The organism is Actinomyces haliotis, assembly GCF_015355765.1.
Taxonomy (GTDB): domain Bacteria; phylum Actinomycetota; class Actinomycetes; order Actinomycetales; family Actinomycetaceae; genus Actinomyces; species Actinomyces haliotis.
In genome coordinates, this window is the sequence record NZ_JACWNA010000010.1 from 1 (window position 1) to 25,700 (window position 25,700).

Consider the following 25,700-nt stretch of genomic DNA (forward strand, 5'->3'; position numbering starts at 1 on the left):
TGGGGGGGGGTGCGCCTTGTTGTGGGCGGCGGTCCCCTCCGGCGGGGGGGCGCGGGCCCGCCCTGCGCAGGTGCGAGGGCGGGCCCGCGTCCGGATCGGTGTCAGGCGCCGATCTTGGCGATGGCGGCCTCGATCTTGGTGCGGAGGTCGTCGGAGATGGGGGCGGAGCCGGCGGCCTTGGCGGCGGCCTCCTGGCCCTCCTTGCTGGCGGCGTACTCGAAGTAGCCCTTGACCGTGGCGGTGACGTCGGCGTCGTCGTACTTCTGACGCGCGATCATGTAGGAGACGAGGAGGATCGGGTAGGAGTCCTCGGCCTCGTGGTTGATGTCGAAGGTGATGAGCGTGTCCGTCGCGCTGTCCGACTCCTTCGAGGCGTCCAGGGTCTTGGCGGCGGCGTCGGCGGAGTAGGCGACGAAGGCGCCCTCCTTGCCGACGGCGGCGGTGCCGAGCTTGTCGGTGACCTTGGAGGCGTCGGCGTAGCCGATCGTGCCCTCAGCGGCCTCGATGGTGGTGATGACCCCGGAGGTGCCGTCACCGGACTGGCCGCCGGAGATCGGCCAGGTCTTCGAGGGGTCGTCGGTCCAGACGTCCTTGGCGACGTCGGCGAGGTACTTGGTGAAGTTCTCAGTGGTGCCGGACTCGTCGGAGCGGTGGACCGTGACGATCTCGGTGCTCGGCAGCGAGGCGTCGGGGTTGAGCGACTTGATGGCGTCGTCGTCCCAGGTGGTGATGTCGCCGTGGAAGATCTTGGCGATGACCTCACCGGTCATGTTGATGTGCTTGTCGCCGGTGAAGCCGGGGACGTTGTAGGCCACGGCGATCGGGGAGATGTAGAGGGGGACCTCGACGACGTCGCCCGCGTTCTTGAGGTCGTCGTCCTTGAGGTAGGAGTCGGAGCCGGCGTAGTCGACGGCCTTCTGGATGAACTTCTTGACGCCGGCACCGGAGCCGCCGCCGCCGTACTCGACGGAGGCGTCGGCGTTGGCGTCCATCAAGGCGTTCATCCACACGGTCTGCGCGTCGGCCTGGGCGGTGGAGCCCGCACCCTTGATGGAGCCCTTGAGGTCGCCGCCGCCGGCCGCGGCGGAGGAGCCGGAGCTCGAGGAGTCGGAGGAGGAGCCTCCGGCGTCAGAGCCGCAGGCGGCGAGACTGGCCAGTGCGGCGACGGAGAGCGCGGAAACGGCGCTGCGACGGGAGAGGAGCACGGGAAACCGTCCTTGTGAAGTCTCATGGGCCGGTGCGCGCGGCCCGCGTGGAACCCGGTCGAGTCGACCGGCTGACCTCACGGTAGGGAGCCCCGGTGAAGCGGGAGTGTCCACGAGCGGTGTCGGGCGTGAACGCGTGATGAACGCCTGGCGCGCTTCTGCGACCCTCCGACGGCGCTCCGAACCCGCACCTGCACCCGCGTATGGCCGCGCCTGACCATGCGCACGCCGTAACCTGCGCTGAGCTCGTACCTTGCGCCCCGAGATCACCAGCAAGGGTGCGGGTCTCGTGGCCGGGAGTACGAGCTCGACGGACGAGGCTGCGGGTGGAGGAACCGGGCGGGAAGAGGCGGCGACCGCGCGACGGCGTGACAGTCGCTCAGCGGCCCTCGGACAGGACGGGGCGCTGCTTCTCGATGGCGACGGCGCGGACCTTCCCGCGCGGGCGGCGCGCCATGTGCACCACCATGATCTCGCCGGTCTTGAGCCAGGGGTCCTGGTCGGGGACGCTGCGCAGCAGCTTGCCCGGGGCGTACTCGGCGATCTCGTCCATGACCGAGGGAAGCACCGGGCGGTGCGTGCACAGGGCGACGGGGCGCTCCCGGTCGCGGATGACGCTCGAGACGGCCTTGCGAACGCCCTTCGGCTTCGCGGCGTGCGCGTGCTCGGTGAGTGCCGGGACGGGCTCGACCTCGAGCCCCGCGGCGGCCGCGTAGGGGGCGACGGTGTCGACGCAGCGCTTCCACGGGCTCGTCACGACCCGGCCGACGCCGTACGCGGCGAGCACGGGGACGATCGCGGTGGCGCGCACCTCCCCCTGGTCCTGGGTGAGGGGTCGCGTCGCCTCGTCCTCCTCGGGGGTGCGCTCCTTCGGGCGGTTCCACACGGAGCGCTTGACGGCGCGGGCGTGGCGGACGAGCACGAAGGTCCACGTGTCGAGCTTGCCGTCCTCCCAGAGGTCGACGAGCTCCCCGAGCAGGTCGCGGTCGACGCCGTGGGTGAGGCGCTTGCGCGCCACCTTGGTGGCGACCCACTCGACGCCGTCGATCTCGGTCGCGGGAGCGGGCTCGACGGCAGCGCGGGCGGCGAGGGAGGGGTCGCCGTCGGGCAGCACGCGGGCCGCCCAGTAGTGGACCTCCTTGCGGGCGCCGTCGTTGAGCTTGTAGCGCACCGGCGTGAGCGGCTGCTCGAGGCGGACCTGCGCGCCGGTCTCCTCGCCGACCTCGCGGACGGCGCAGGTGCGCAGGGACTCGCCCTTCTCGACCTTGCCCTTGGGGAAGGACCAGTCGTCGTACTTGGGTCGGTGGACGAGGAGGACCTCGAGGTTCTTGCCGGCCTCGCGCCACACGAGGGCGCCGGCGGCGCGGACGATCTTCTTCCCGCCGGACTTCTCGGCACCCGGAGCGGAGGACTTCGATGACTTCGCCATGGGAGCCTCAGTGATGGTCCTTGACGCGCGAGCGCGCCCTGCTCATGAGGGTCTCCTGGATGTCCTCGAGGCGGTTGCCCTCGGCGTCGTGGACGTGGCGGGTCCAGGTACCGTCGGGCTCCATCCACCAGGAGGTGACCTCCTCGCTGGCCGCGTGCGTGACGAGCCAGGTGAGCTCCTCGACCATCGACGGGTCCTTGATGGAGACGAGCGCCTCGACGCGGCGGTCGAGGTTGCGGTGCATGAGGTCCGCGGAGCCGATGAGGACGTCGGTGTCGCCGTCGTTGCAGAAGGCGTAGATGCGCGAGTGCTCGAGGTAGCGGCCCAGGATGGAGCGGGCCCGGATGTTCTCCGACAGGCCCGGGACGCCGGCGCGCAGCCCGCAGATGCCACGGACGACGAGGTCGACGGGCACGCCGGCGCGGCTGGCGCGGTAGAGGGCGTCGATGGTCCGCTCGTCGATGATGGAGTTGACCTTGATGCGGATCCACGCGTCCTTGTCGGCGCGCTTGTTCTCGATCTCCCGCTCGACGCGCTCGAGGAGGCCGTCGCGCACGGTGCGCGGGGCGACGAGGAGCCGACGGAAGCGGGCGCGCGGCGCGTAGCCCGAGAGCATGTTGAACAGGGTGGTGAGGTCCTGGGCGACGTCGCGGTCGGTCGTGAGCAGGCCGAGGTCCTCGTAGCCGCGTGCGGTCTTCGGGTTGTAGTTGCCGGTGCCGACGTGGCAGTAGCGGCGCAGGCCGTCGGAGCCCTGGCGGACCACGAGCAGGAGCTTGCAGTGGGTCTTGAGGCCGACCATGCCGTAGACGACGTGGACGCCGGCACGCTCGAGCTTGCGGGCCCAGCCGATGTTGTTCTCCTCGTCGAAGCGGGCCTTGATCTCGACGATCGCGACCACCTGCTTGCCGGCCTCGGCCGCCTCGATGAGGGAGTCGATGAGCGGGGAGTCGCCGCTCGTGCGGTACAGCGTCATCTTGATGGCGAGGACCTTGGGGTCCGCGGCGGCCTGGGCGACGAACTCCTGCACCGACGTCGAGAACGAGTCGTAGGGGTGGTGGAGGAGGACGTCGTGCTCGCGCATCGCGGCGAAGATGTCACGCGCGGACGAGGACTCCTGCTCGCCGAGGCCGACGGCGGTGACGGGCACGAAGCGCGGGTACTTGAGGGCCGGGACGTCGAGGTCGTGGAGGATGTTGAGGCACTTGAGGTCGACCGGCGCGGGGAGCGCGAAGACGTCCTCGTCGGTGAGCCCGAGCGCGCGCACGAGGTAGCGGCGCACGAAGGGGCTGATGGTGTCCTCGACCTCGAGCCGGACGCAGTCCCCGAAGCGGCGCTTCTCGAGCTCCTTCTCCATGGCCTTGAGGAGGTTCTCGGCGTCGTCCTCCTCGACCTCGAGGTTCTCGTTGCGGGTCACGCGGAAGACGTGGTGCTCGAGGATGTCCATCCCCGGGAAGAGGTGGTCGAGGTGCTGGGCGATGACGTCCTCGATGGGGATGAGGACGGTGCCGCGCTCCTTGCTCGAGGAGTCGAGCTCGTGGCCCGGGACGGTGACGAGGCGCGGGAGGGACTGCGGGAGCTTGATGCGCGCGAAGTGCTCCTTGCCGGAGCGCGGGTTGCGCAGGAGGACGGCCAGGTTGAGGGACAGGCCGGAGATGTAGGGGAACGGGTGGGAGGGGTCCACCGCGAGGGGCGTGAGGACGGGGTAGATCTGGTGCCGGAAGTAGCGCGAGAGCCGCTCCTGCTCCTCGCTGCCGAGCTCGTCCCAGGAGGCGACGACGATGTTGTGCTCAGCGAGCTTGGGCCGGATGTCGTCCTGGAAGAGGGCGGCCTGGCGGGCGGTGAGCTCCTTGGCGCGGCGGGTCACCTCGGCGACGACCTGGTGGGCGTCGAGGCCGGAGGCTCGTACCGGCGTGATCCCGGCCTTGATGCGGCGCATGAGCCCGGCGACGCGGACCATGTAGAACTCGTCGAGGTTGGAGGAGAAGATCGCGAGGAACCAGGCGCGCTCGAGGAGAGGCAGGTCCGGGTCCTCGGCCTGCTCGAGGACGCGCTCGTTGAAGTCCATCCAGGTGAGCTCGCGGTCCGTGAAGCGGTCCTCGAAGCTCTCGAGGGCGGGCAGCCCGGCCTCGCGCTCGCGCTCGGCCTCGATGCGGGCCTCGACCTCGGCGCGGTGCGCGCGCTCAGCGGCCTCCGCCTCCGGGTCGGTGGAGACTCGCTCTGCCGCACCGGTGGCCGTGTCGGACTCGAGGGCGCGGACCTCGGAGGCCTCGCTCCCGACGGCGCCAGTGGTGTCCTCGTCGAAGTCCTCGTCCTCGTACTGCGGGCCGGCGTCATCCGTGAAGTCGCGGGGGTCCGCGGACTCGATGACGTGCTCCTCGTCCTCGAGCGGGTCGGCCCCGGTGGCGACGGCGTCGTCGTCGGCCTCGGGCGCCTGGGTGGGCTCCTCAGAGGCGGCGGGGGCTCCGTCCTGGGCGGCGCGGGCGCGGGCCCACCCGCCGAGGAAGGAGGACAGCGGCGCGGCCTGGTGGTGATCTGGTTGAGGGGCTCGGCCGGGGGCGTTGTCATCGTCGGGAGTCGTCATGGCCTCATCGTCCCACGAGTTGGCGGACGGTGAGTGCCTCACGGCGTCGGGCGGCCCGTCCCACCGCGCCTCGCACCCTCCGCTCCGCCTTGCACCGCGTGCTCGGCCTCGGTACGTCACGACGGTGAGCCGACGGTGCGAACCGTCGCGATCGGTGCCGAGTGGCCCGGCAGCGGTGCGCGGGGGCTCGGCTCAGTCGAGGAGCCCGGCGCCGGCGCGTCGCGCGGCCTCGTCGAGCTCCTCGGCGGTGGCCGTGAGAGCGAGCTCGCGGCGGGTGACGCGGTCGGCGAGCTCGTCGGTGTCGTCCTCGATCCAGACAGCGGAGGAGCCCGCGGCGAGGGCGCGCAGGAACCCGGCGGCAAGTCGGAGGACGGGCGCGAGCGCGGTGACGGACCCGGCGAGGCGTCCGGCGAGGACGGCGTCGAGCTCGGCGCGGACCTGCTCGGGCGAGGGGGCCGGGGACGCGGCGGCGAGGGCGGCCTCGAGACGGTGCCGGGCGCCGTCGTCATCCCCGACCTCGACGACGGTCGCGTAGCGGCGCTCGATGAGGGCGGGGTCGCGGCGGATCCACTCGCGCACGAGGAAGAGGCGCCACAGGGTGCCGGGCAGGGTGGTGGCGGGCGAGTCGGCCCAGAGCTCGGCGACGTCGTCGACGCCCTGGGCGGCGACTGCGCGGACGACGCCCTCGCGGGTGATGGGGTCCGGGGTGCCGTCGGGGGCGACGTCGGCGTCGACGCCGGGGAAGCCTCCGATGAGGGCCTGGGCGGCGCGGTGGGCGACCTCGGAGGAGACGGCGGTGTCCGCGGCGCCCTCGAGGTTCTCGGCGACCTCGGGGTCGAGCCGGGCGGGGCGGTGGAACTGGCGGGTCATGGAGCCTCCTGGGACGTCGGGGCGCTTGCTGGCGCCATTCTCCCCCGGGGCGGCGCGGACTCCGGCGCGGCTTCACTCGTGGCCGAGCGCGGCACGTCCGAGGCCCGGTGGTCGTCCCGAACCGCCACCCGGGGGCGGTCCGGGACGACGCGGGCCGGTGCGGCGGAGGACGGGGGCGCACGGTCCCGCGCGGTCTCGCCGGCCAGCGCCATGGTGCGCCTGGTGCGCACGCCCCGCCCAGGGTCTGCGCGAGGCGGCGGGACGGGGCTCAGGCGGCCCGGGTGACCGGGCCCGCCGGGGCCGTGGGGACGTCGTCGTGCCCCTCAGGGTGACGACGGCGCCACACGGCGATCCCTGCCGTGCACGCCACGGCCATGACGACCAGGCCCCAGCCCACGGGGGCCGTGTCCAGCTCCGCGACGGCCCGGCCGGTCGCCTCGCCGTACACCTCCAGCGCCGTGCCGGTGGCGACGAGCACCGCGCACGAGATGGAGACGGCCGTGACGACCGTGTTGAAGCGGGCACGGGCGGCTCGGGTGGCGGTCGTGTAGACGTGGAGCATGAGGTTGGCGTTGACCGAGTCGCCCAGGGTCATCGCGGCGGTGAAGGACAGGGGCAGGGCCATGAGGACCAGCGGGCTCGCGCCCGACATCGTGGCCAGCGCCGTGACCATGAGCAGGCTGATGGTCGAGGCGGTGTCGAAGCCGAGGCCGAACAGGACCCCGAAGAGGTAGATGTGCCCCGCGTGGCGGACGTGGCGCAGCGGTCGGGTGAGCAGCCTGGCCCAGGGGCCCCTGGGACCGTCCAGCTCGTGGTGGCGGTGCGTGAGGTTGGGGACGTTGGCGGCGGCGACGGCCAGCAGGTACAGGGAGGAGACGACGGCGCCGGTCAGGCCGAGGACTGCCGCGGCGGTCGAGTCCGGGTCGAGGGCGGTGCGGATCCACGAGGCGCCCAGGGCGACGGCGAGGCCGGCGACGAGGACGACGGTGGAGTGCCCGAGGCTGAAGGCGAGGCCGACGCCGTTGGCGTCGCGGTGCTCACCGAGGAGCTTGCGGGTGGAGCCGTCGATCATGCAGAGGTGGTCGGCGTCCAGGGCGTGGAGGAGGCCCCGGGTGTAGGCGAAACCGGCCAGGGCCACGGGGATGGCGCCGGCGGCGTGCCCGACGGCGAGGAAGGTCACGGCCAGGACGTGGATGGTCGTGACGACGATGACGGTGGGCAGGTGGGCCGGGCGCCTCATGCGAGGTCCGCCTCCTCGTGGTTCGTGGTGGTGGCTCCGGTCGTGGGGCCGGTGGGGGACGGCAGGGGCGCACCGGGCAGGAGGCCCGCGGTGGCGATGGCGGCGGCGGCCCGCTGGGCGAGGTCGAGCTCGCTCAGCCCGCTGGTGGCGGCGAGCGCGGCCAGGGAGGAGAACTCCGCCTGCGCGTGGACGACGACGCCGTCGCGGTGGCCGATCTTGACGACGAGGCCCTGCGGGCCCGCGGGTAGGTCGAGATCGAGCGTGCGCCAGGCGCGCTCGAGAACCGTTCGGGTCACCAGGGTCTCGCGCACGCCGAGGGTGGTGGTGCGCCGCAGGAGGGCGTCAACGACGGCGTCGTGGTGGGCGGCGTCGACGAGGGCGGCCAGGGTCAGGGCGGGACGGCCCTTCTTCATGTGGATGGGCGTGGCCCAGGCGTCGGCGGCGCCGGCGCTGAGGAGGTCGTCGATGACACCAGGGACGAGCCGGCCGTCGAGGTCGTCGATGTTGGCCTCGACCTGGGTGAGGGCGGTGGCGGGGACGTCGACGGCTCCCGGGACGCCGTCACGCGCGACGGCGACCCGGGGCGCGGCCGGGCTCGTCGCTCCGGGCGTCGGGGCCGAGGCTCCCTGAGGGACGAGGAGCACGGCGCGCACGACGTTGGCCCAGCCGAAGAGGTCCTTGGCTCCGGCGCCGACGCCGACGCGCTGCGGTGCGCAGGCAGGCACGCCCGTGCACTCCTCGGCGAGGGCGCGCACGAGGGCGAGACCCGTGGGGGTGGCGAGCTCGCCGACGTCGCGGCGGTCGGCGACGGGGGCTGGTCCCTCCTCGACGTGGTGGTGCTCGTGATCGTGCTGGTGGTGGACGTGCGGGTGGTCGTGGTCGTGCGAGTGCGAGCGCTCGTCAGTGCTGGCGGGCCGGGCCGCGGGCTCGTAGGACGCGGGCAGGTCGCGCACCTGCCAGCCGCGCGTGAGCTCCAGGACGGCGGGCGCCGGAACCGGCATCCAGCCGTGGGCGGCGCGCACGCGCCCGTTGCCCAGGGCCACCCAGCTGGCCAGGACGCGCTCCACGCCGAGCAGGCGCAGCGCCTCGCAGGTACCGACGACGTCGCCGATGGCGTCAAGCCCGCCGACCTCGTGGAAGTGGACGTCCTCGACGCTCATGCCGTGCACGTGCGCCTCGGCCACGGCGATGCGCCTGAACGCGTCGAGCGCGAGCCGACGGGTCGGCTCGGCGAGGTCCGCCTGCTCGAGCAGCGCCCGTATCGCCGCCCAGGTCCGGTCCACCCCTTGGGCTCCGACCTGGAGGACGCGGGCGTGGGTGGCGCGCATGGCTCCGCGGGCGACCTCCTCGGTGCGCAGCTCGATCGCGCCGGGGGCGACGGCGTCGAGCGCGGCCTGGATCCCCGCCACCGGGGCTCCGGCGTCGATGAGGGCGCCGAGCAGCATGTCGCCGGCGACTCCGGCGGTGGCGTCGATCCACAGGGTGGTCGCTGCGGCGCTGTGGGTCTGGTGGTCGGTCCCGTCGTTCATGGCTGCGGCTCCTGGTCTGGGTGGGTTGTCTGGGTCGGGGCGCGCGGCGCTTCTGCCCTGGGCCCGGGTGCGTCGACGGCGGGGGCCTCCTGGTGGGAGTGCCCGCCGCCGTCGGGCCCGTCAGAAGGCGATCTGGAGGCCGTACCTGAGGAACAGGGCGGCGAGGACGGCGCCGACGAAGGGGGCGGTGCCGGGCACGATGAGCCCGTAGGTCCAGTCGTTGCTCGTCTTGTTGCCGATGGGAAGGACCTGGTAGGCGAGGCGGGGCCCGAGGTCACGCGCCTGGTTCATGGCGAAGCCGGTGGTGCCGCCCAGCCCCATGCCGATGGCCCACACGATGAGTCCGACGGCGATCGGCAGCTGCGCGTTGTAGACGGGGTTCTTGTCGACGGCGAGGATCGCGGTGAGGAAGATCGTCGTCGCGAAGGCCTCGACGAAGTAGTTGCGCGGCAGGTTCCGGCAGTTGGGGTTCGTGGAGAAGATGTTGCGGATCATGACCGGGTCGACGTCGTTCTCCGAGATGGCGAAGTGGTCGGCGTACATGAACCACACGATGACGGCTCCGATGAAGGCGCCGAGGAGCTCGGCGATCGTCACGGGCACGAGCATGCTCCACGGGAGCAGTCCCAGGATCGCCTGGCACAGGGCCATGGCCGGGTTGATGCAGACGCCACCGAAGATCCACAGGGTCACCGTGATGCCGAAGGCCCAGGTGGTGATGGCGAAGAGGTGGCCGGTTCCCGCGTACTTGGTGCGACGCAGGACGTCGTCGCAGTGGACGCCGACACCGAAGACGATCATGAGGCCGGTTCCGAGGAGCTCGAAGAGGAGCCGCTGCCAGTCCATGGTTGTTACCTGTGTTCCTTCGTGAGTGGGGTGCGGGTCACTTGACGATGACGGACAGGCCGTCGCGGATGACGGCGACCTGGGCGTCGGGGCCCTCGATCTCCAGCGCGCGCTCGAGGGCGGCGTCGAAGGTCGGGACGAGCTCCATGTGCATGTCCGTGACGAGGTTGGGCTGCACGAGGTCGGAGACGACGATGACGCGGTGGTGGACGAGGATCCGGGCGAGGATCTGGCTGGTCCACTGGTCGGGGACGGTCTCGAGGCGGGGCGTGTTGATCGCGGCCTCGAGGAACTCGGCGGGGGCTTGGACGTCGGCGATGTTGTGGTAGAAGCCCTCACCGCCGTGACCGTCGGCGCAGCCGGCGACCATGATGATGACGCCGCCCTCTTTGTTGGTGGCCTCGGCCGCCGTCATGCCCTTGACCGCCTGGTAGATGTTCTGGTCGAGGGGGAAGCCGCCGTTGGTGGACACGGCGACGTCGCAGGGCAAGGCGGGGACGGTGGCGAGCTCCTCGACGAAGTCGCAGCCGACCTTGTGGGCCTCGACCATGTCTCCCGCGAAGGAGCCGATGATGTGCTTCTCACCGTCGAGGACGACGTTGACGATGAAGGCGAGCCCTGCCTTGCGGGCGGCCCACTCCATGTCCTTGTGGATGGGGTTGCCGGAGAGGTTGCCGGTGCGCGCCTTGTCAGAGCTGATGAACTCGCCGGAGTGGTTCGCCATGATCGTCTTGTAGGAGGCGATGCCCGGCAGGACGGCCTTGCGACCGCCGGAGAAGCCGGCGAAGAAGTGGGACTCGATGAACCCCTCGGCGAGCAGGAGGTCCGCCTCCGCGGCGATGCGGTTGATGATGGCGTCGCCGCCGCTGGAGAGCTGGCCGATCTTGACCATGGCGTCGTCGTCGGTGGAGACGTGCATGACGATCTCCTCGTTGTCAACGATCTCCTGGCCGTACTTGTTGATGAGCTCCTCGCGGGTCGAGGGGCGGTGGAAGCCGGTGGCCACGAGGATGCGGACGCGGGCGTCAGGGGCGACGGAGCGGATGCGGCGCAGGATGATGGGCGTGATGACGTGGCTCGGGACCGGGCGGGTGTGGTCCGAGGAGATGAGGACGATGTCCTTCTTGCCCTTGGCGAGCTCCTCGAGCCTGGCGGAGCCGATGGGGTTGTCCATCGACTTCTCGACGGTCTCCGCCTCGGTGAGGGGGTTGCGGAAGTCCTCGGCACCGGACTGGATGAGGCCGGCGAAGTTCCTCTCCGGGACGGTGGCGTCGATGGTGCCGTGGTCGTAGGGCAGCTTGAAGGTGGGCATGGTTCCCTCTCGGATCCTTGTGCGTGGTGGCGGTTGCCTGGTTCGGCGCGGTGCGCCGGTGGTCTGGTGGGGTGGCGGGCGCTCAGGTGCGCGGGGCGGTGATCTGGGCGGCGAGGTGGCCCGCGCCGTACCCGTTGTCGATGTTGACCACGCCGACGCCGGGGGCGCAGGCGTTGAGCATCGTGAGCAGGGGGGCGAGGCCGTCGAGGGCGGCGCCGTAGCCCACGGAAGTAGGCAGGGCGACGACGGGGCAGGCGACGAGTCCGGCGATAAGGCCCGGCAGGGCCCCGTCCATCCCGGCGGCGACGATGACGCAGCCGGCGGAGCGGAAGGTGTCCAGGCGCGCCAGGGTGCGGTGGAGCCCGGCGATGCCGACGTCGGGGACGAGCTCGGTCCCACGACCGAGGTAGCGGGCGGTGAGGAGGGCCTCGCGGGCCACGGGGAGGTCGGAGGTGCCGGCGCAGGCGACGACGACCTTCTCCCCGCTCGGCTCGGGCGGCTCCGGCGGCCAAGCGACGAGGCGGGCCACGTCGTCGTGGACGGCGTCGGGCAGCTCGGCGAGGACGGCGTCGGCGCGCTCGGCGTCGGCGCGGGTGAACAGGTGGTGCGTCTCCGGGTGCTCACGCACGAGCGCCGCGATGGTGCGCACGTCCCCCACGGACTTTCCCTCGCAGTAGACGGCCTCTGGGTAGCCGCGACGGGAGGCGCGCTCGAGGTCGAGCTGCACGAGGCCGTCGACGGCTCCGCCCTCCCCTGTCCGGTTGGGCTCAGCCACGGGGGGCCTGCCCCAGCAGCGTGAGGCTGAACAGCCCCGACTGGAGACCACCGAGGTCGACGGTGACGTGGAGGAAGCCGGCGTCCTTGACCCCCTGGATGAGGGCGGTGCGCACGTCGTCGTCCGCGATGCGGCCAATCTGGGTGACGGGGAGCTCGATGCGGGCGACGGTGCCGTGGTGACGCACCCGGCAGTCGGTGAAGCCCTGGGCGCGCACGGCCGCCTCGGCGTCCTCGATCTGCCTGAGCTTCTCGGGGGTGACCTCCTGGCCGTGCGGAACGCGGGAGGCGAGGCAGGGGGCGGCGGGCTTGTCGGCGACGGGGAGGTCGAGGGCTCGCGCGAGAGCCCGAACGCGGGGCTTGGTGACGCCGGCGTCCGCGAGCGGGCGCAGGACGCGGTGCTCCGTGGCGGCCCTGGCGCCGGGGCGGTCGGGGCGCAGACGGTCGTCAGCGTTCTCGCCGTAGGCGACGGAGTCGAGCCCCTGCTCGGCGACCACGCGCTCGTCGATGGCGGTGAACAGCGCCGTCTTGCAGTGGTAGCAGCGGTCGAGCCCGTTGGCCCGGTAGCCGGGCAGCTCGCCCTCACCCGGGTCGAACTCGACGAGCCTGACCCCGATGCGCTGGGCCACGTCGCGGGCGATCGCGTGCTCCGAGGAGGCCAAGGACGGGGACACGCCGAGGAGGGCGACGACGTTGTCACGTCCGAGGACCTCGGCGGCGACGGCGACGAGAAGGGCTGAGTCGACCCCGCCGGAGTAGGCGACGCCGAGGCGGCCGGCGCCGTCGAGAGCGGCGGCGATCGCGTCGAAGGCCTCGCGCTCGGCGACGTCGAGCCGGTCGCGGACGGAGGCTGTGGTGGGGCTGGTAGCGAGCACGAGATATCAGCGTAGAGTCGATCGCGTGGCAAGAGACTGTCGCCTTCAGTGCGGGCGTGCCCTGTCCGCGGTCGCGAGCGAGGCGTCCCGGTGAGCCCCGCGCGCCCCGCCGTCCTCAAGGTTTCCAACGGTCAGCGCGAGGTTCTGCGTCGGGTGGCCTCCGCGGAGGCCACCCGCACGAAGGACGTCGTGCGCGCTCAGGCGCTCCTGCTCGCCACGGACGGTGTGACGAACGAGACGGTCGCGCGCCGCCTCGGGGTCTCACCGACGACGACGCGCGCGTGGCGTCGGGCCTTCGAGCGGACGGGGCTGGCGTCACTGGCGTCGGCGCCGGGGGACCGTGGGCGCCGGGGCACGATCCCTGGGCTGCGTCTCGCGACGGCCGCGGGCGCCCTCAGCCACAACGAGCACGCCACCGTCCGGACGCCGGACCGTCAGCTCGCCGTCGAGCTGGGAGTCTCGACGGCCACCTTGCGCAGGCTGCGCGCGGACCTCCGCATCGGCGCCGGATCCTCCCCTCCTCCGCACCACCACATGGTCGAGGTCACGGGGGTCCTCGTGTCGCCCCCGGTGGCCGCCGTCGTCGTCGCCCTTGACGCCACGACCCACCGCACCTTCATGAGGTCGCGTCGGGGTCCCCACCTCAGGGGATCGTGCGCCGGCGCCCTCGTCGCGGCCATGAGCGCCGCGGACGTCCTGCGGGGCCGGATCCCCGTGCGACCGGACGAGCGCGCGGCCGAGGACTGGAACCTCTTCATGACCGAGGTCCCGGCGCAGTGGCCGGCCGGGGCGCGCCTGCACGTCGTCGCGACCGGCCCGTCGCGGCTGCTCACGGTTCTGGGGCCCGCCGGACGGGTGGCTGGCAGCGGTCTGCTCCACGTCCGGCGCACGCCGACGGCCTCCTGGCGCCACGGCCGGCTCACCATGATCGCTAGGGTGCTGCGAGCCTCGGACGGGCGGGGGGACCTCGCCGCCCTGCCCGAGCTCCTCACCTCGCTGGACGAGGCGGTAAGCGCGCCCACCGCCACGGGCTCGGGGAGGTCGCCGGAGGCCGGGTCGTTCGCCTGGGTCGCCAGGCGCGAGCTGGCTGAGACGGGAGCGCGCAGGTCACGGGCGGAGCTCATCGAGCGCACGCGGCTGTTCTGACGCCTCCAGCGGGCCCTCAGCCGTCCGAGGGCGGGCGGCGGGCCAAGTACGGGCGGGGACGTCGCTATGCTGTCGCCCGTCGTCGCCGCGCCGACGGCGGGCCTCCTTAGCTCAGATGGTCAGAGCAGCGGACTTTTAATCCGATGGTCGTGGGTTCGAGCCCCACAGGGGGTACGGACGCAGAGCGGGCCCCGTCCTGGTGGACGGGGCCCGCTCTGTCGACACAGCCCCGGCACGACCGGGGCGTGACGCACTCACTTGCGGCGAGTGACACCGATGAAGATCGAGATGAAGACCATCGCGCAGATGACCGACAGGATCCAGCGGATCCAGTCGACGCCGCTGGTGGAGTCGACGCCGAAGAGGCCGGCGATCCAGGCACCGGCGGCGGCACCGAGGGCACCGAGGATGATGGTCCACAGGATCGAGAGGTTCTGGTCGCCCTTGAGGATGAGGCGGGCGAGGGCGCCGATGATGGCGCCGACGATGATCATGCCGATGATCTGACCGATCATGGGAACTCCTTGGGTCTAGGGAGCGCCGCCGACGGGAGGTGCCGACGATCGCGCCGGCGAGCGGTACGTGGCCGGTCGCCGGACCTGATTTTACAAGAGCCATGGATCGAGTGCGATTCGTAGGTCACGTCGATATGAGCTCTGGCCTGCGAGAACGCCGTAACGACGCCGAGCAGCGGGGACGGGGAGTCCAGGAGCCCCGGGCGCGTCGAACAGGTTCCGCTCCCTGGACGACGCCCGTTCCGCCGCCCCCTGGCCCGGGTCAGGACGGCCCATCTCAGCGAGCGCCGCCCGAACGGCCCGAGCCGGCGCGCCCGCCGCGGCCGGTGCCCGCCCCCTTCGCGGACCCCGCCCCCTTCCTGCGGCTCCTCGACGGCTCGGCACTCCTCCTGCCGGAGGCGCCCGCACCGCCCTTGGCTCGCGAGCGACCGCGCCCCGACCGGCCGCTCCTGCCCCTGGCGCTGCGGCCCGAGCCGCCTGAACCGCTGCGGTTGGCCGCGGTGCCGCCCTTGACGGCGACGCCCTCGGGCATGTCCTCGGCGGCCACCGCGGGCGCCACCTCCCCCACGAGCTCGGCGACGACGGCGTCGTCCGGGCGGACCCGCTCGATGTCCGCCTTGATCCTGGCCTTCTTGAGGAGGACCTGGACGTCGTGCTTCTGCTCGGGCAGGACCAGGGTGACGACGGTGCCCGCGGCCCCGGCGCGCGCGGTGCGGCCGGAGCGGTGCAGGTAGGCCTTGTGCTCGGCCGGCGGGTCGACGTGGACGACGAGCTCGACGCCGGAGACGTCGATGCCGCGGGCAGCGATGTCGGTGGCGACCATGACGTGCGCCTCGCCGGAGGAGAAGGCGTGCATGGCGCGCTCGCGCGCGTTCTGGCTCATGTTGCCCTGAAGCTCGACGGCCGGGATGCCGTGCTGCGTCAGCTTGCGCGCCAGGCGACGGGCGAGGTGCTTCGTGCGCGTGAAGAGGATGCGCTGGCCGGTGCCGGAGGCGAGCCGGACGACGACGCCGTCCTTCGCCGTCTTGTCGGCGAGGAGCCAGACACGGTGGTCCATGTCGCGCACGGGTGAGGTGGCCGGGTCCACTGAGTGGTGGAGCGGGTCGTGGAGGAACTCGTCGACGATCTTGTCGACGCCGTTGTCCAAGGTGGCGGAGAAGAGCATGCGCTGTCCCGTGGCGGGGGTGGAGCGCATGATGCGCCGGACGTTCGGCAGGAAGCCGAGGTCGGCCATGTGGTCGGCCTCGTCGAGGACGGTGATGGAGACGTCGTCGAGGTGGACGATCCCCTGCCCCATGAGGTCCAGGAGGCGACCGGGGCAGGCGACGACGATGTCGACGCCCTTGGCGAGCGCCTTCTCCTGCGGCTTCTGGGAGACCCCGCCGAAGATGGTCGTGACCGTCACCTCGACGGCGTCGGCGAGCGGCTTGATGGTGTCGGCGATCTGGATGGCGAGCTCGCGGGTCGGGGCGAGGACGAGGCCGATGGGGCGGCCCGGGTCGGCCATGTCCTCAGCGGCGAGGCGCTGGACGAGCGGCAGCGCGAAGGCGAGGGTCTTACCGGAGCCGGTGCGACCGCGACCGAGGACGTCACGGCCGGCCAGTGTGTCCGGGAGCGTCGCCGTCTGGATCGGGAAGGGACGCGTGAAGCCGCGTGAGTCGAGGTCGGCGACGAGGTCGGCGTCGACGCCGAGGGAGGCGAAGGAGGCCTCGCCGTCGGCCGGGACGCTGGAGGAGGCGAAGGGGGCGCGGGGCGCCGTGTGGGTGCGGTTGGGCACGGGGGTCCTGTTCTGCGAGGGCACCGCGCGCACGACGGCCGTGGCCGGGTGGCGCGCGACGGTGCGACGGGGTGCCGGCGTTCAGGGCTCGACGGCGCTGCCGCCGTCAGGGGCGCGCGCCGGAGCCGAGGCACCAGCCGGGCCGCGGCGGGTCGCCGGGCCGGTGGCTGAGTCTGCCAGGAGGGCCGCTCCCCCGCCATGAGGAAGTCCTCGCGCGCCGCGCGCGGTTGTGTGAGGAGCGTCTAAACCAGCAAGAACGCGAGGAGGGGCGGCTCGCAGCCGCCCCTCCTCATCGCTCAAGCGATTCGATCACAGGTCGTTGACCCATGCGACTCGGTCGTTGGACCAAGCACCGACGTTCTTGTAGAGGAGCACGTACTGCCCCGGGTTGCTGAGGTCGGCGTCGAAGCAGACATCACCAGTCGTGGAGCCACCGTTAATGATGTCTCCCGAGGAAAGCATGTTCTCGCTACCAGTGAGGCCCGTATCCGTGATCGTGCCGGACGGCTGCTGAAGGGACCAGTCGAAGAGGTTGAAGCTAATCGAGTCCCCAGAGTCGTTCTTGAGCGTCACAGTCGAGCATGCGGTGGCACCGAGAGTCGCATCACCGGCGACGAGCGGAGTCGCCGAGATCGTGACTCCCTTGACCGTGACGGACTCACCCGCCTTCATCGCGATATCGCCATCCTCCTGCCCGTCGAACGACGCGGTCGACTGCGGCTCATCCTTAGAGGTCGTGCCGGACTCGGTCGTGGCAGCGGCCGCAGCCTCCGTCGACTCGCTGGATGCGCCGGCCGAGTCGGCAGCCTTCGACTCCACCGTTCCCGACGAGTCGTTGTTCGAGGACGAGTCGCTTGAGCTCGAGCCGCCACCACCGATTGAGCCGATCACGCCGAGCACGATGATCACGGCGATGAGGATGAACCACCACCGCTTCCAGATGGGCTTCTTGGGCTTCGGCTGAGGCGCACCGTATGGCACACCCTGCTGCGGGTACGGGTACTGCTGGTACTGCTGCTGGGGCGGGACGTTTCCCTGGGCTCCAGTTGGACCGGCCTGCCAATTCGGGTTGGCGTTCGGCGGAGTCTGCGACATTGCTGGGTTCTCCAAGCGTGACAAGAGTCGGGATCGGTGTGGGTTGCACCGAGAATGCCTAGGAAATGTAGCCCCTAAATATGGACCTGGCAGTGCGAGGCTCCGCTGTTACTAAATCGTAAGGAGTTCAGCACCGGGCGTAGCCGCGCAGGCCCCGGTCGAGGAGCAGGCGGCGCACCTCGGCGACGAGCGCGCGCATGGCCCCCTCGGCACCGTCGGCGTCGCCCTCCGCGATGGCGTGGGCGACGCGCTCGTGGAGCTCGAGGGCCTCGGCCTTGGGGATGTCGATGTCGCCGCCGAGGCGGGCGCGTCCGGCCAGGACCTCGGTCATGACGCCGGCGAGGGCGGCGAAGGCGTCGTTCTGCGAGGCGCTCAGGATGAGGTGGTGGAACTCGACGTCCGCCTCGAGGTAGGTCGAGACGCCGCCGCGCGAGCCCTGCTCGCGGATCGCGTCCGCGAGGGCGAGGAGCCGCGAGCGCTGCTCCTCGGTGGCGCGCCGGGCCGCGGAGGCGGCGGCGACTGGCTCGACGGCGGCGCGCAGCTCGGTCAGGGCGCCGAGCTTGGGGCCACGAGGGTCGACCTCGAGCTGCCAGCGGATGACCTGCGGGGCGAGGGCCTGCCACTGGCCGCGGGGGCGGACGACGACGCCGACGCGTCGGCGGGAGACGACGAGTCCGAGGGACTCGAGGGTCTTGACGCAGTCGCGGGCGACGGACCGTGAGACGCCGTGCTCGGTCTGGATGGCCTCGAGCGTGACGGCGGCGCCCTCGGGGAGCGTCCCGCCGACGACGGCGCGACCGAGGGCGTCCAGGACCTCGGCGCTGCGGTCGGTGGCTGGCATCGCTGTGCTCCGGGACGGGTATGGGGACGGGATCAGTTCGATCGTAGCCGCGGCCGCCGTTAGAGCGGCCCCGTTACATCGCACGTCTCCGGTGTTATGGTCATACCAATTCGACAACGTCGTCACTCGAGGAGCCGCCGACCATGAGCGCATCCCTTCCCCCCGCCGAGCACCTCGTCCTCATGGGCGTGGCCGGCTGCGGCAAGACCACCGCGGCCGAGCGCCTCCACGACGTCCTCGGCTGGCCCGTCGCCGAGGCGGACGACTTCCACCCCCAGGCCAACATCGAGAAGATGAGCGCCGGCACCCCGCTCACGGACGAGGACCGCTGGCCCTGGCTGCGCTCCCTGCGCGACTGGATGTCCGAGCGCGCCGACGCGGGCGAGCGCACCATCGTCACCTGCTCCGCGCTCAAGCGCTCCTACCGCGACCTGCTCGCGGAGGCGACGGGTCGCGTCGTCTTCGTCCACCTCGTCGCCGAGCAGGCCGCCCTTGAGGACCGCATGGCCCACCGCGCCGGGCACTTCATGCCGACGACGCTCCTGCCCTCCCAGCTCTCCACCCTCGAGCCCCTCGAGCCCGACGAGGACGGCGTCACCATCACGTCGCGCCCCACCCCCGAGGAGACGCTCGCCGCGATCCTCGAGGCCATCGGCCTCGAGCCGTCCCGATCCTGAGCACAGCCCCTGCCCCACCCGGAGAAGACAATGACGTTGCTCCTGCCCCTCGCGTCCTCCGACGCGGTCACCCACTCCTCCAACCACGCGCAGCTCCTCGCCGCCGCCGTGCTCGGCATCGCGACGATCATCATGCTCATCGTGTGGAGGAAGACCCACCCCTTCCTCGCGCTCACCCTCGGCTCCGCCGTGCTCGCCCTCGTCGCCGGCATACCGCTGACCGACACCTTCACGTCGTTCACGAACGGCCTCGGCTCCACGATCGGAAGCGTCGGCACCCTCATCGCGCTCGGCGCGATCATCGGACGCCTCCTCATCGACTCCGGCGGCGCCGACCAGATCGTCGACACCGTCCTCGCGCACACCACCGAGCGGCGCCTGCCGTGGGCGATGGCCCTCATCGCCTTCGTCGTCGGCATCCCGCTGTTCTTCGAGGTCGGCATCGTGCTGCTCATCCCGGTCGTCATGATCGTGGCCCGCCGCGCCCGTCAGCCCCTCATCCGCCTCGGCATCCCCGCGCTCGCCGGCCTGTCCGCCCTCCACGGGCTCGTGCCGCCGCACCCCGGACCGCTCATCGCGATCGACGCCCTCGGCGCCGACCTCGGTGTCACGCTCGGTCTCGGCCTGCTCGTCGCCGTCCCGACCGTCGTCGTCGCGGGCCCCGTCGCCGCCCGGTACATGGCCCGCTGGGTCCCCATCGAGGCCCCCGAGCCCCTCGGGGGCTCCGACGAGACTCACGACGGCCCGCGGCCGTCCTTCGGCGCGGCCCTGTCCGTCGTGGTCCTGCCGGTCGTCCTCATGCTGCTGCGCACGGTCGTGGAGACCTCGGTCGGTGAGAGCTCGAGCAGCCCGGTCGCCCACGTCGCGCTCTTCCTCGGCCAGCCGATCGTCGCGCTCCTGCTGACCGTCCTCGTCTCGATGGTCGTCTTCGGCTCCAACCTGGGCCTGTCCCGGTCCGAGGTCTCGTCGCGCGTCGGCGCCGCCCTCGGGCCGATCGCCGGGATCCTGCTCATCGTGGGGGCCGGCGGCGGCTTCAAGCAGACGCTCGTCGACTCCGGCATCGCGACCATCATCGCCACCTGGATCCAGCACGCCGCCGTGCCCGCCCTCATCGCCGGGTGGCTCGTCGCCGTCGCCGTCCGCCTGGCCACCGGCTCCGCCACGGTCGCGACCATCACGGCCGCGGGGATCATGGCCCCGCTCGCCGCTCACATGCCGACGACGGAGGCCGCGCTCCTCGTCCTCGCGATCGGCGCCGGCTCGGTCTTCCTCTCGCACGTCAACGACGCCGGCTTCTGGCTCGTCAAGGAGTACTTCGGCATGACGGTCGGCGAGACCTTCAAGACCTGGTCCCTCATGGAGACCATCCTGTCGGTGACCGCCATGGTCGTCATCTGCCTCATCGCCCTCGTCCTCGGGGTGCTCTGACTCCGACGGCGCAGCACCCGGGCCCCCGGCCGGGTTCTTCCCGGCCGGGCGCCGTCGCGTGTCCGGGGTCGTGCTCCCGGCGCTCTCTCAGCGGCCGCGCAGGCTCGCGAGAGCGACGGCCGCGGAGATGAGGACGAGTCCGGCGAGCTCGCCGGCGTTGGGCAGCTGGTGGAGCATGACGACGCCGATGAGCAGGGACGTCGCCGGCAGCAGGGAGGACAGGAGCGCGAAGGCGTCCGCGCTGAGGCGCTCGAGGGCGACCTGCTCCAGGCCGTAGGGCACCGCGGTCGAGAGGATGCCGACGCCGGCCACCATCGCGAGGGCCGCCCCCGACGTCAGCGCAGCAGCCGCCGTCGGGATCCCGAGCGGCGCGTACGCGAGGGCTCCGCAGGCCATACCCACCGCGAGCGAGTCCAACCCGGAGCCGGCCGAGGCGACCCGGCGCCCCAGTAGGATGTAGCAGGCCCACGCCGCACCTGCGCCCAGCGCCAGGAGCAGGCCGGCCCGCTGGACCGGGTCCCCGACGTCGACGCCCAGGCCCGAGATGGAGATGACGCCGGCGAGCGCCAGCCCCGCCGCGACGCGGGGCCGCCAGCCGCGCCCGGTCACGAGGGCCACGACGACCGGACCGAGGAACTCGAGCGACACCGAGGTTCCCAGCGGGAGCCGGGCGATCGCCCCGTAGAAGATGACGTTCATCGTCGCCGTCGCGACACCGAAGACGGCCGCGGAGACGAGGACCGAACGGCTCCACGGGTGGCGCCAGGGCCGCCGCCAGGTCAGGAGGACGAGCCCGCCGACCAGGACGCGCCACCACGCCACCGTCATCGACGGCATGAGGGCGAAGAGGGAGACGGCCAGCCCGGCGCCGACGTACTGGGACAGGGCCGAGCTCATGAAGATGAGCGGCGCGGGGACGGCACCGGAACGGGCAGCGGGGCGGACCGGGGGCATGCCCGCACCCTCTCAGACGTCGGTGTCCCGCGTGTAGACCGCCGTGGCGCGCTGCGCCGTGTCAGTGCAGGAGCGCGCTCGCGAGGAGGACGACGGGCACGAAGCCGGCGGTCGTGATGAGGACGCAGTCGCGGGCCAGCGGCTTGGCGGCGCCGTAGCGGGTCGCGTACATGAAGACGTTCTGGGCGCAGGGCAGGGAGGCCGTCGTCACGGGGACGAGGAGGTCACCGCCGCGCAGGTCGAGGGCCGCGCCGATCCCGAGGGCCATGAGCGGCACGACGACGAGCTTCCAGGCGACCGACACCCACAGGACCGCCCCGCGCTCGGAGCGGTCCTCAAGGGCTCCCTCGGCGGTGACGTCGACGGGCAGCGCCGATGGGGCGCCGTCGGCCTCGAGGTCATCGGAGGCGGCGGCGCGCCCGGCGCCCGCTGCGCCAGCCCCACGTGGCCGCTCACGGGGCGCCGAGGGGAGTCGGCACGGCTCAGTGATCGTCAGCCGCCGCGTCACCTTGGGCGACGAGGCCGCGAGGCTCATCCCGAGCGACAGCATCATGACCGTCACGGCCAGGGCGCCGAGCTCGTCGAGGCTCCGCGCGATGAGCCCGCCCAGGGGCGTGGTGAGGTCGATGCCGAGCGCGTTGACGACGAGGCCGACGGCGACGCCGATGAGCAGCGGGTTGCGCAGCGGAGCGGTGAGGGTCGCGAGGCGCGAGGAGGGCCCCTGGTAGGTGACCCTGTCGAGGATCGCGAAGGCCACGGGGGCGAGCACGAGCATCTGGAGCAGCACGATCGGTGCGATCGCCGTCGCGTCGCCGAGCAGGAGGATGAGGACGGGGATGCCGAGGTTGGCGGCGTTGACGTAGCCGCCCGCGAGCGCCCCGATGACGGACTCGGCGACGTCGCGGCGCAGCACGTAGCGGTGGACGCACCAGGCGGTGAGGACGCCGAGGGTCTCGGCGGCGAGACCGGCCACCGTCTCCGGTGAGGCGACGGTCGCAAGGTCCGCCTTCCCGACGGTGGTGACGAGGAGAGCCGGCGTCGCGGCGTAGAAGCAGACGCGGGTGAGCACGGTGTCAGAGCCTGCGGGGACGCCTCCGGTGCGCACGAGGAGCCAGCCGACGGCGATGACGACCGCGAAGACGACGAGCCCGCTGATGACTCCGCCCACTCGGTCCTCCTCCTCGAGCGTGCTCCTGCCGGCTCAGACTACGGCGTCGAGGTCGACCCAGGTCCCTGCGTGGTCGGAGACGACGAGGGTGCGGGTGCCCGAGTCGACGGCGCGCAGGAGCGGGCGTCCCTCCCCCGCCCAGCGCGGGGAGGCTGCGGCGTCGGCCTCGGCCAGGGGGCGTCCGTCGGCGTCGACCGGCCACGGGTCGGTGAGGACGTGGTCGATGCGGTGGTCGGGCTTGCGCGCGGGATAGGTGTCCCCGGTGCCGACCTCGCGGGCGACGCCGCGGGCGGCGACCTGGTGGGTGCGCAGGTTGAGGTCGCCGGCCAGGACGTGCGGGCCGGGCAGGGAGGCGAGCGTACCCCAGGCGGCGGCGAGCTGCTCCCCCGCGGTGTCGACGCGGGTGGCGAGGTGAGTGGCCGCGACGGTGAAGCCGTCGATCGGGGTGACGGCGGGTCCGGCCGCGTGGCGGCCGGCGGAGACGGTGGGGTCGCCGGGGACCATGACCTCAGCGCTGATCAGGTTGCGCATGGTGGAGGTGGCGACCCGGTAGCTGCGCGGGTCCCAGGCGTTCTCGCCGCGCCGGGTGACCAGTGCGGGGCCCCGGCCGAGGCGCTGAACCCGCCAGGCGGTGACGGGCAGGCGCGTGAGGAGCGCGTTGCCGAAGCCGGCGGGCGGCTGCCCGAGGAGAGCACGGACCGGGCCGAGGACGTCGTCGGCGGGTGCGGTGAGCCGGGACCTCAGGGGGCGTCGGCGCAGGCCGGTGACGGAGCCGGCGTAGGTGGCAGCGAAGCGGTGCTCGTTCCAGCCGAGGAGGCGGGCGAGCTCGGCGGCCTGGTCGAGGCGGCCGGAGCGGCGCTGCCCGAGGTCGACCTCCTGGAGCGTGATGACATCCGGGCCGATCTCACGGATCTGCTCGGCGAGGGCCTCAAGGACCTCCCGGGCGGTGACGGGGTCGGTGATGTCGGCGGATGCGAGGGGAGTGCCCTCGGCGCCGGCGCCGGGGGCGCCGTGCTGAAGGTTGAGGCTGAGGAGGCGGATCACGTCAGGCCTCCTCCTCGTCGGCCTCGGGGTCGAAGGTGAGGCTGACCGAGTTCATGCAGTAGCGCTGACCAGTGGGGGTCTGCGGGGCGTCCTCGAAGACGTGGCCGAGGTGCCCGCCGCAGGTGGCGCAGCGGACCTCGGTGCGGACCATCCCGTGCGAGGTGTCCGTGGAGAGGGTGACGGCGTCGGAGTCCTTGGGGTCGTAGAAGGACGGCCAGCCGCAGTGGGACTCGAACTTGGTGGTCGAGCGGAAGAGCTCGGCGCCGCAGCCGCGGCAGCGGTAGACGCCCTCGCGGTGCTCGTCGAGGAGGGCGCCGGTGCCGGGGCGCTCGGTGCCGGCCTCGCGCAGCACGTGGTACTCGAGGGGGCTGAGGACCTGGCGCCACTCGCTGTCCTTGCGGGCGATGGCGGCGGGGTCGAGGCTGGGGGTGCTGGGGCTCTGGTCGGTCACGTCACCCATCGTGGCGTGCGTGGCCCCCCCTGGCGAGGGGAGTTCACGCAGCGGGAACTGGCGCGTCGGCGGTCAGCCGAGGTCGGCCGGCCCGGCGTTGCGGCGCTCGGTGGAGTCCGCGTGCGGGTCCTCGGGCGCGGCGGCGTCGGTGGTCGACCGCTCGGCGGGTCGGATCGCCTGCTGCTCCGCGGTGTCGGCGTCATGAGCCTGGGGGCTCCCGCCCGCAGGGCCCTGGGGCCGGCGGGAGCCCTGCACGCCCCGGGAGCCCGGATCGGCGACGGCGTCCTCCTCACCGAGGTAGGCGCTGCGCTCGGCGGCGCTGATGACCTGGGTCTCCGCCTGGCTCCCACGCTGCGGCGCCACGTGCTCACGACGTCCGGAGCCACGGCGCGGCCGCCGACGGGCGCGTCCCTTCTCGGGCCCGCCGGACTCACCTCGGCCGTGCCGCCGGCCCGCGGAGCCGTTGGCGACCTCGTCGTCAGTCGCCTCCCTGGAGCGGGCGCCCTCGACGTCGGGCGGAAGGATGGCGCGACGCCGGACCTTCTCGCGGTGCGAGCGGCGCAGGCCGGAACGCCCCTTGGTGGCGGCGCGCAGGCGGGCGGCCCCGATCGGGTCGTCCGCCGTCGAGGACGCCGAGACGGTGAGGGCGGTGGTCGCCGGGTCGTTCGTCGGGTGCTGGAGGGCGACGAGCTCCTCGGCGAGGCGGGCGACCTCCTCGTCCGTCGGGTCGTGGGAGACGTCGACGTGCTCGACCTCGACGCGCGTGCGCGGGAGCGCGTAGGGGGCCGACTTCTGCAGCCAGGTGATGAGGGACTCGCGCACGTGGCACTGGAGGGCCCACAGGTCGTCGGCGTTGGAGGCGGAGACCGTGATGCGCACGGTGACGTCCTGCGAGCTCGTCTCGGTGATGACGAGTCCGGCGACGCGACCGTCCCACACGGAGGAGGCGGCGACGACGCGGGCGAGCTCGGCGCGCATCATGGCGATCGGCACGCGCCAGTCGCACTGGAGCTTGACGACGCCGATCATCTGGTGCGTGCGGCGCGACCAGTTCGTGAAGGGGTTCTGCGTGAAGTAGGTGGACGGGAGGATGAGCCGGCGCTCGTCCCACACCTTGACGACGACGTAGGTGAGGGTGATCTCCTCGATGTTGCCGTAGAGGTCGTTCGCCTCGACGACGTCGTCGACGCGGATCGCGTCGGTCGTGGCGAGCTGGATCCCGGCGAAGACGTTACCGAGGGTCGACTGGGCGGCGAGACCGGCGATGACGGAGACGACGCCGGCGGAGGCGAAGAGCGATCCCATGGCGAAGCGGGCCGCGGGGAAGGTCGCGATGACGCCGACGACGCCGCAGATGACGACGATCGCCGAGGCCACGCGGCGCAGGATCTGCATCTGCGTGGTGACGCGGTTGGCGCGCCCCTGGTCCCCTGCCGCACGGACGGCGCCGACGACGGAGGCCTCGACGGCCTTGAGGAGGCCGACGGCGAGCCAGGTGAGCGCCAGGATGATCGCGACGAGCGCCGCGTGGAGGCCGACAGTCGCCCACGTGGGGGTCTCGATGTCGGCGACCGCGATCTGCGCGGCGAGGTAGCCGCCGGTGAGCCCGGACAGGACGTAGAGGGCGGTCCTGCAGTAGCGGGTGATCTCCGTGTAGAGGGCGCGACGGCGCCCCATGCCGCGCAGAACGACCACGATGACGAAGGCGAGGACGACGCCGATGAGAACGCCCGTGCCTGTCTTCCAGGCGACGGAGAGGACGTCGACCGTGGTCGCGGCGACCTGGTCGACGGTCTGCTGCACGTCGCTCGTGGAGGAGTCGCTCGGGGTGGGGGTCGCGCCGTCGGCGGCGAGCAGTCCTGCTGCCGTCCTGCTCGTCGTCACTCTCGTCGTCAGGGCCTGGGCGAGGGCGGTGAGAGGCAACGAGGCGAAGGACATGGGTC

Annotated in this window: 22 protein-coding genes and 1 tRNA gene; 4 read left to right on the forward strand and 19 right to left on the reverse strand. The window is 72.4% G+C overall.

Annotated elements, in window-relative coordinates; genetic code table 11:
• Positions 1-101: 101 nt before the first annotated feature.
• The 10 genes from pstS to larE form a co-directional block, all read right to left on the reverse strand.
• A complete protein-coding gene (pstS, locus tag IXW69_RS06445) occupies positions 102-1,205 on the reverse strand; it encodes a phosphate ABC transporter substrate-binding protein PstS (RefSeq protein WP_194785543.1) in 1,104 nt (367 codons plus the stop codon).
• Between the two features lie 379 nt (positions 1,206-1,584).
• Positions 1,585-2,634 (reverse strand): NUDIX hydrolase, encoded by a 1,050-nt coding sequence (locus tag IXW69_RS06450; protein ID WP_194785544.1) that lies wholly within the window; start codon positions 2,632-2,634, stop codon positions 1,585-1,587.
• A 7-nt stretch (positions 2,635-2,641) separates the two neighbouring features.
• The gene (locus IXW69_RS06455; protein ID WP_194785545.1) at positions 2,642-5,215 is read right to left on the reverse strand and encodes an RNA degradosome polyphosphate kinase; all 2,574 of its coding nucleotides are present in this window, start codon (positions 5,213-5,215) and stop codon (positions 2,642-2,644) included.
• 192 nt (positions 5,216-5,407) lie between these two features.
• Positions 5,408-6,085, reverse strand: a complete 678-nt coding sequence (locus tag IXW69_RS06460; protein ID WP_194785546.1) for a hypothetical protein — start codon at positions 6,083-6,085, stop codon at positions 5,408-5,410.
• A 268-nt stretch (positions 6,086-6,353) separates the two neighbouring features.
• Positions 6,354-7,325 carry a HoxN/HupN/NixA family nickel/cobalt transporter gene (locus IXW69_RS06465; RefSeq protein WP_194785547.1) on the reverse strand — a complete coding sequence of 324 codons (972 nt, stop codon included), beginning with the start codon at positions 7,323-7,325 and terminating at the stop codon, positions 6,354-6,356.
• Positions 7,322-8,854 carry a nickel pincer cofactor biosynthesis protein LarC gene (larC, locus tag IXW69_RS06470; RefSeq protein WP_194785548.1) on the reverse strand — a complete coding sequence of 511 codons (1,533 nt, stop codon included), beginning with the start codon at positions 8,852-8,854 and terminating at the stop codon, positions 7,322-7,324. Before larC ends, IXW69_RS06465 begins: the two co-directional genes overlap by 4 nt.
• A 120-nt stretch (positions 8,855-8,974) precedes the next feature.
• Entirely contained in the window at positions 8,975-9,700 is a 726-nt protein-coding gene (gene larD, locus IXW69_RS06475; RefSeq protein ID WP_194785549.1) for a D/L-lactic acid transporter LarD, read from the reverse strand.
• Between the two features lie 37 nt (positions 9,701-9,737).
• Positions 9,738-11,012: a nickel-dependent lactate racemase gene (gene larA, locus IXW69_RS06480; protein WP_194785550.1), complete on the reverse strand. Its 1,275-nt coding sequence runs from the start codon at positions 11,010-11,012 to the stop codon at positions 9,738-9,740.
• 82 nt (positions 11,013-11,094) lie between these two features.
• Positions 11,095-11,787 carry a nickel pincer cofactor biosynthesis protein LarB gene (gene larB, locus IXW69_RS06485; RefSeq protein ID WP_194785551.1) on the reverse strand — a complete coding sequence of 231 codons (693 nt, stop codon included), beginning with the start codon at positions 11,785-11,787 and terminating at the stop codon, positions 11,095-11,097.
• Positions 11,780-12,661, reverse strand: a complete 882-nt coding sequence (gene larE, locus IXW69_RS06490; RefSeq protein WP_323745211.1) for an ATP-dependent sacrificial sulfur transferase LarE — start codon at positions 12,659-12,661, stop codon at positions 11,780-11,782. Before larE ends, larB begins: the two co-directional genes overlap by 8 nt.
• Before the next feature lie 90 nt (positions 12,662-12,751).
• Between larE and IXW69_RS06495 the strand changes: the two genes are divergently transcribed.
• Positions 12,752-13,807 carry a helix-turn-helix domain-containing protein gene (locus IXW69_RS06495; RefSeq protein ID WP_194785552.1) on the forward strand — a complete coding sequence of 352 codons (1,056 nt, stop codon included), beginning with the start codon at positions 12,752-12,754 and terminating at the stop codon, positions 13,805-13,807.
• A gap of 100 nt (positions 13,808-13,907) precedes the next feature.
• A tRNA-Lys gene (locus IXW69_RS06500) sits at positions 13,908-13,981 on the forward strand.
• An 80-nt stretch (positions 13,982-14,061) separates the two neighbouring features.
• On the opposite strand, the gene IXW69_RS06505 is transcribed toward IXW69_RS06500, so the two are convergent.
• The 4 genes from IXW69_RS06505 to IXW69_RS06520 form a co-directional block, all read right to left on the reverse strand.
• The gene (locus IXW69_RS06505) at positions 14,062-14,322 is read right to left on the reverse strand and encodes a GlsB/YeaQ/YmgE family stress response membrane protein (protein WP_194785553.1); all 261 of its coding nucleotides are present in this window, start codon (positions 14,320-14,322) and stop codon (positions 14,062-14,064) included.
• A gap of 277 nt (positions 14,323-14,599) precedes the next feature.
• Positions 14,600-16,099, reverse strand: a complete 1,500-nt coding sequence (locus tag IXW69_RS12025) for a DEAD/DEAH box helicase (RefSeq protein WP_323745212.1) — start codon at positions 16,097-16,099, stop codon at positions 14,600-14,602.
• A 309-nt stretch (positions 16,100-16,408) separates the two neighbouring features.
• A complete protein-coding gene (locus tag IXW69_RS06515) occupies positions 16,409-17,194 on the reverse strand; it encodes a DUF4352 domain-containing protein (protein ID WP_194785555.1) in 786 nt (261 codons plus the stop codon).
• 127 nt (positions 17,195-17,321) lie between these two features.
• Positions 17,322-18,035: a FadR/GntR family transcriptional regulator gene (locus IXW69_RS06520; RefSeq protein WP_194785556.1), complete on the reverse strand. Its 714-nt coding sequence runs from the start codon at positions 18,033-18,035 to the stop codon at positions 17,322-17,324.
• 143 nt (positions 18,036-18,178) lie between these two features.
• On the opposite strand from IXW69_RS06520, the gene IXW69_RS06525 reads away from it, so the two are divergent.
• Both IXW69_RS06525 and IXW69_RS06530 read left to right on the forward strand, forming a co-directional pair.
• Positions 18,179-18,712: a gluconokinase gene (locus IXW69_RS06525; RefSeq protein ID WP_194785557.1), complete on the forward strand. Its 534-nt coding sequence runs from the start codon at positions 18,179-18,181 to the stop codon at positions 18,710-18,712.
• Positions 18,713-18,742: 30 nt separating this feature from the next.
• Entirely contained in the window at positions 18,743-20,140 is a 1,398-nt protein-coding gene (locus IXW69_RS06530) for a GntP family permease (RefSeq protein WP_194785558.1), read from the forward strand.
• A gap of 87 nt (positions 20,141-20,227) precedes the next feature.
• Here the strand turns inward: IXW69_RS06530 and IXW69_RS06535 are convergent, their stop codons facing one another.
• The 5 genes from IXW69_RS06535 to IXW69_RS06555 all read right to left on the reverse strand — a co-directional run bounded on the left by IXW69_RS06535 (position 20,228) and on the right by IXW69_RS06555 (position 25,695).
• Positions 20,228-21,094, reverse strand: a complete 867-nt coding sequence (locus IXW69_RS06535) for an EamA family transporter (RefSeq protein WP_194785559.1) — start codon at positions 21,092-21,094, stop codon at positions 20,228-20,230.
• 61 nt (positions 21,095-21,155) lie between these two features.
• Positions 21,156-22,262 (reverse strand): AEC family transporter, encoded by a 1,107-nt coding sequence (locus IXW69_RS06540; protein ID WP_194785560.1) that lies wholly within the window; start codon positions 22,260-22,262, stop codon positions 21,156-21,158.
• A gap of 33 nt (positions 22,263-22,295) precedes the next feature.
• Positions 22,296-23,306: an endonuclease/exonuclease/phosphatase family protein gene (locus IXW69_RS06545; protein WP_194785561.1), complete on the reverse strand. Its 1,011-nt coding sequence runs from the start codon at positions 23,304-23,306 to the stop codon at positions 22,296-22,298.
• Between the two features lies 1 nt (position 23,307).
• Complete coding sequence (gene msrB, locus IXW69_RS06550; protein ID WP_407646539.1) at positions 23,308-23,757, reverse strand: peptide-methionine (R)-S-oxide reductase MsrB; 450 nt, start codon at positions 23,755-23,757, stop codon at positions 23,308-23,310.
• Between the two features lie 72 nt (positions 23,758-23,829).
• Complete coding sequence (locus IXW69_RS06555) at positions 23,830-25,695, reverse strand: mechanosensitive ion channel family protein (protein WP_228524967.1); 1,866 nt, start codon at positions 25,693-25,695, stop codon at positions 23,830-23,832.
• Between the last annotated feature and the right edge of the window lie 5 nt (positions 25,696-25,700).

Bases quoted from the DNA above. Each gene is read 5' to 3' on its own strand.
- IXW69_RS06535 (WP_194785559.1), bottom strand. From the start codon at position 21,094: ATGCCCCCGGTCCGCCCCGCTGCCCGTTCCGGTGCCGTCCCCGCGCCG.
- larA (WP_194785550.1), bottom strand. From the start codon at position 11,012: ATGCCCACCTTCAAGCTGCCCTACGACCACGGCACCATCGACGCCACC.
- IXW69_RS06460 (WP_194785546.1), bottom strand. From the start codon at position 6,085: ATGACCCGCCAGTTCCACCGCCCCGCCCGGCTCGACCCCGAGGTCGCC.
- IXW69_RS06465 (WP_194785547.1), bottom strand. From the start codon at position 7,325: ATGAGGCGCCCGGCCCACCTGCCCACCGTCATCGTCGTCACGACCATC.
- IXW69_RS06515 (WP_194785555.1), bottom strand. From the start codon at position 17,194: ATGTCGCAGACTCCGCCGAACGCCAACCCGAATTGGCAGGCCGGTCCA.
- IXW69_RS06505 (WP_194785553.1), bottom strand. From the start codon at position 14,322: ATGATCGGTCAGATCATCGGCATGATCATCGTCGGCGCCATCATCGGC.
- IXW69_RS06450 (WP_194785544.1), bottom strand. From the start codon at position 2,634: ATGGCGAAGTCATCGAAGTCCTCCGCTCCGGGTGCCGAGAAGTCCGGC.
- IXW69_RS06530 (WP_194785558.1), top strand. From the start codon at position 18,743: ATGACGTTGCTCCTGCCCCTCGCGTCCTCCGACGCGGTCACCCACTCC.
- larC (WP_194785548.1), bottom strand. From the start codon at position 8,854: ATGAACGACGGGACCGACCACCAGACCCACAGCGCCGCAGCGACCACC.
- IXW69_RS06455 (WP_194785545.1), bottom strand. From the start codon at position 5,215: ATGACGACTCCCGACGATGACAACGCCCCCGGCCGAGCCCCTCAACCA.
- larD (WP_194785549.1), bottom strand. From the start codon at position 9,700: ATGGACTGGCAGCGGCTCCTCTTCGAGCTCCTCGGAACCGGCCTCATG.
- IXW69_RS06525 (WP_194785557.1), top strand. From the start codon at position 18,179: ATGAGCGCATCCCTTCCCCCCGCCGAGCACCTCGTCCTCATGGGCGTG.
- IXW69_RS06520 (WP_194785556.1), bottom strand. From the start codon at position 18,035: ATGCCAGCCACCGACCGCAGCGCCGAGGTCCTGGACGCCCTCGGTCGC.
- IXW69_RS06555 (WP_228524967.1), bottom strand. From the start codon at position 25,695: ATGTCCTTCGCCTCGTTGCCTCTCACCGCCCTCGCCCAGGCCCTGACG.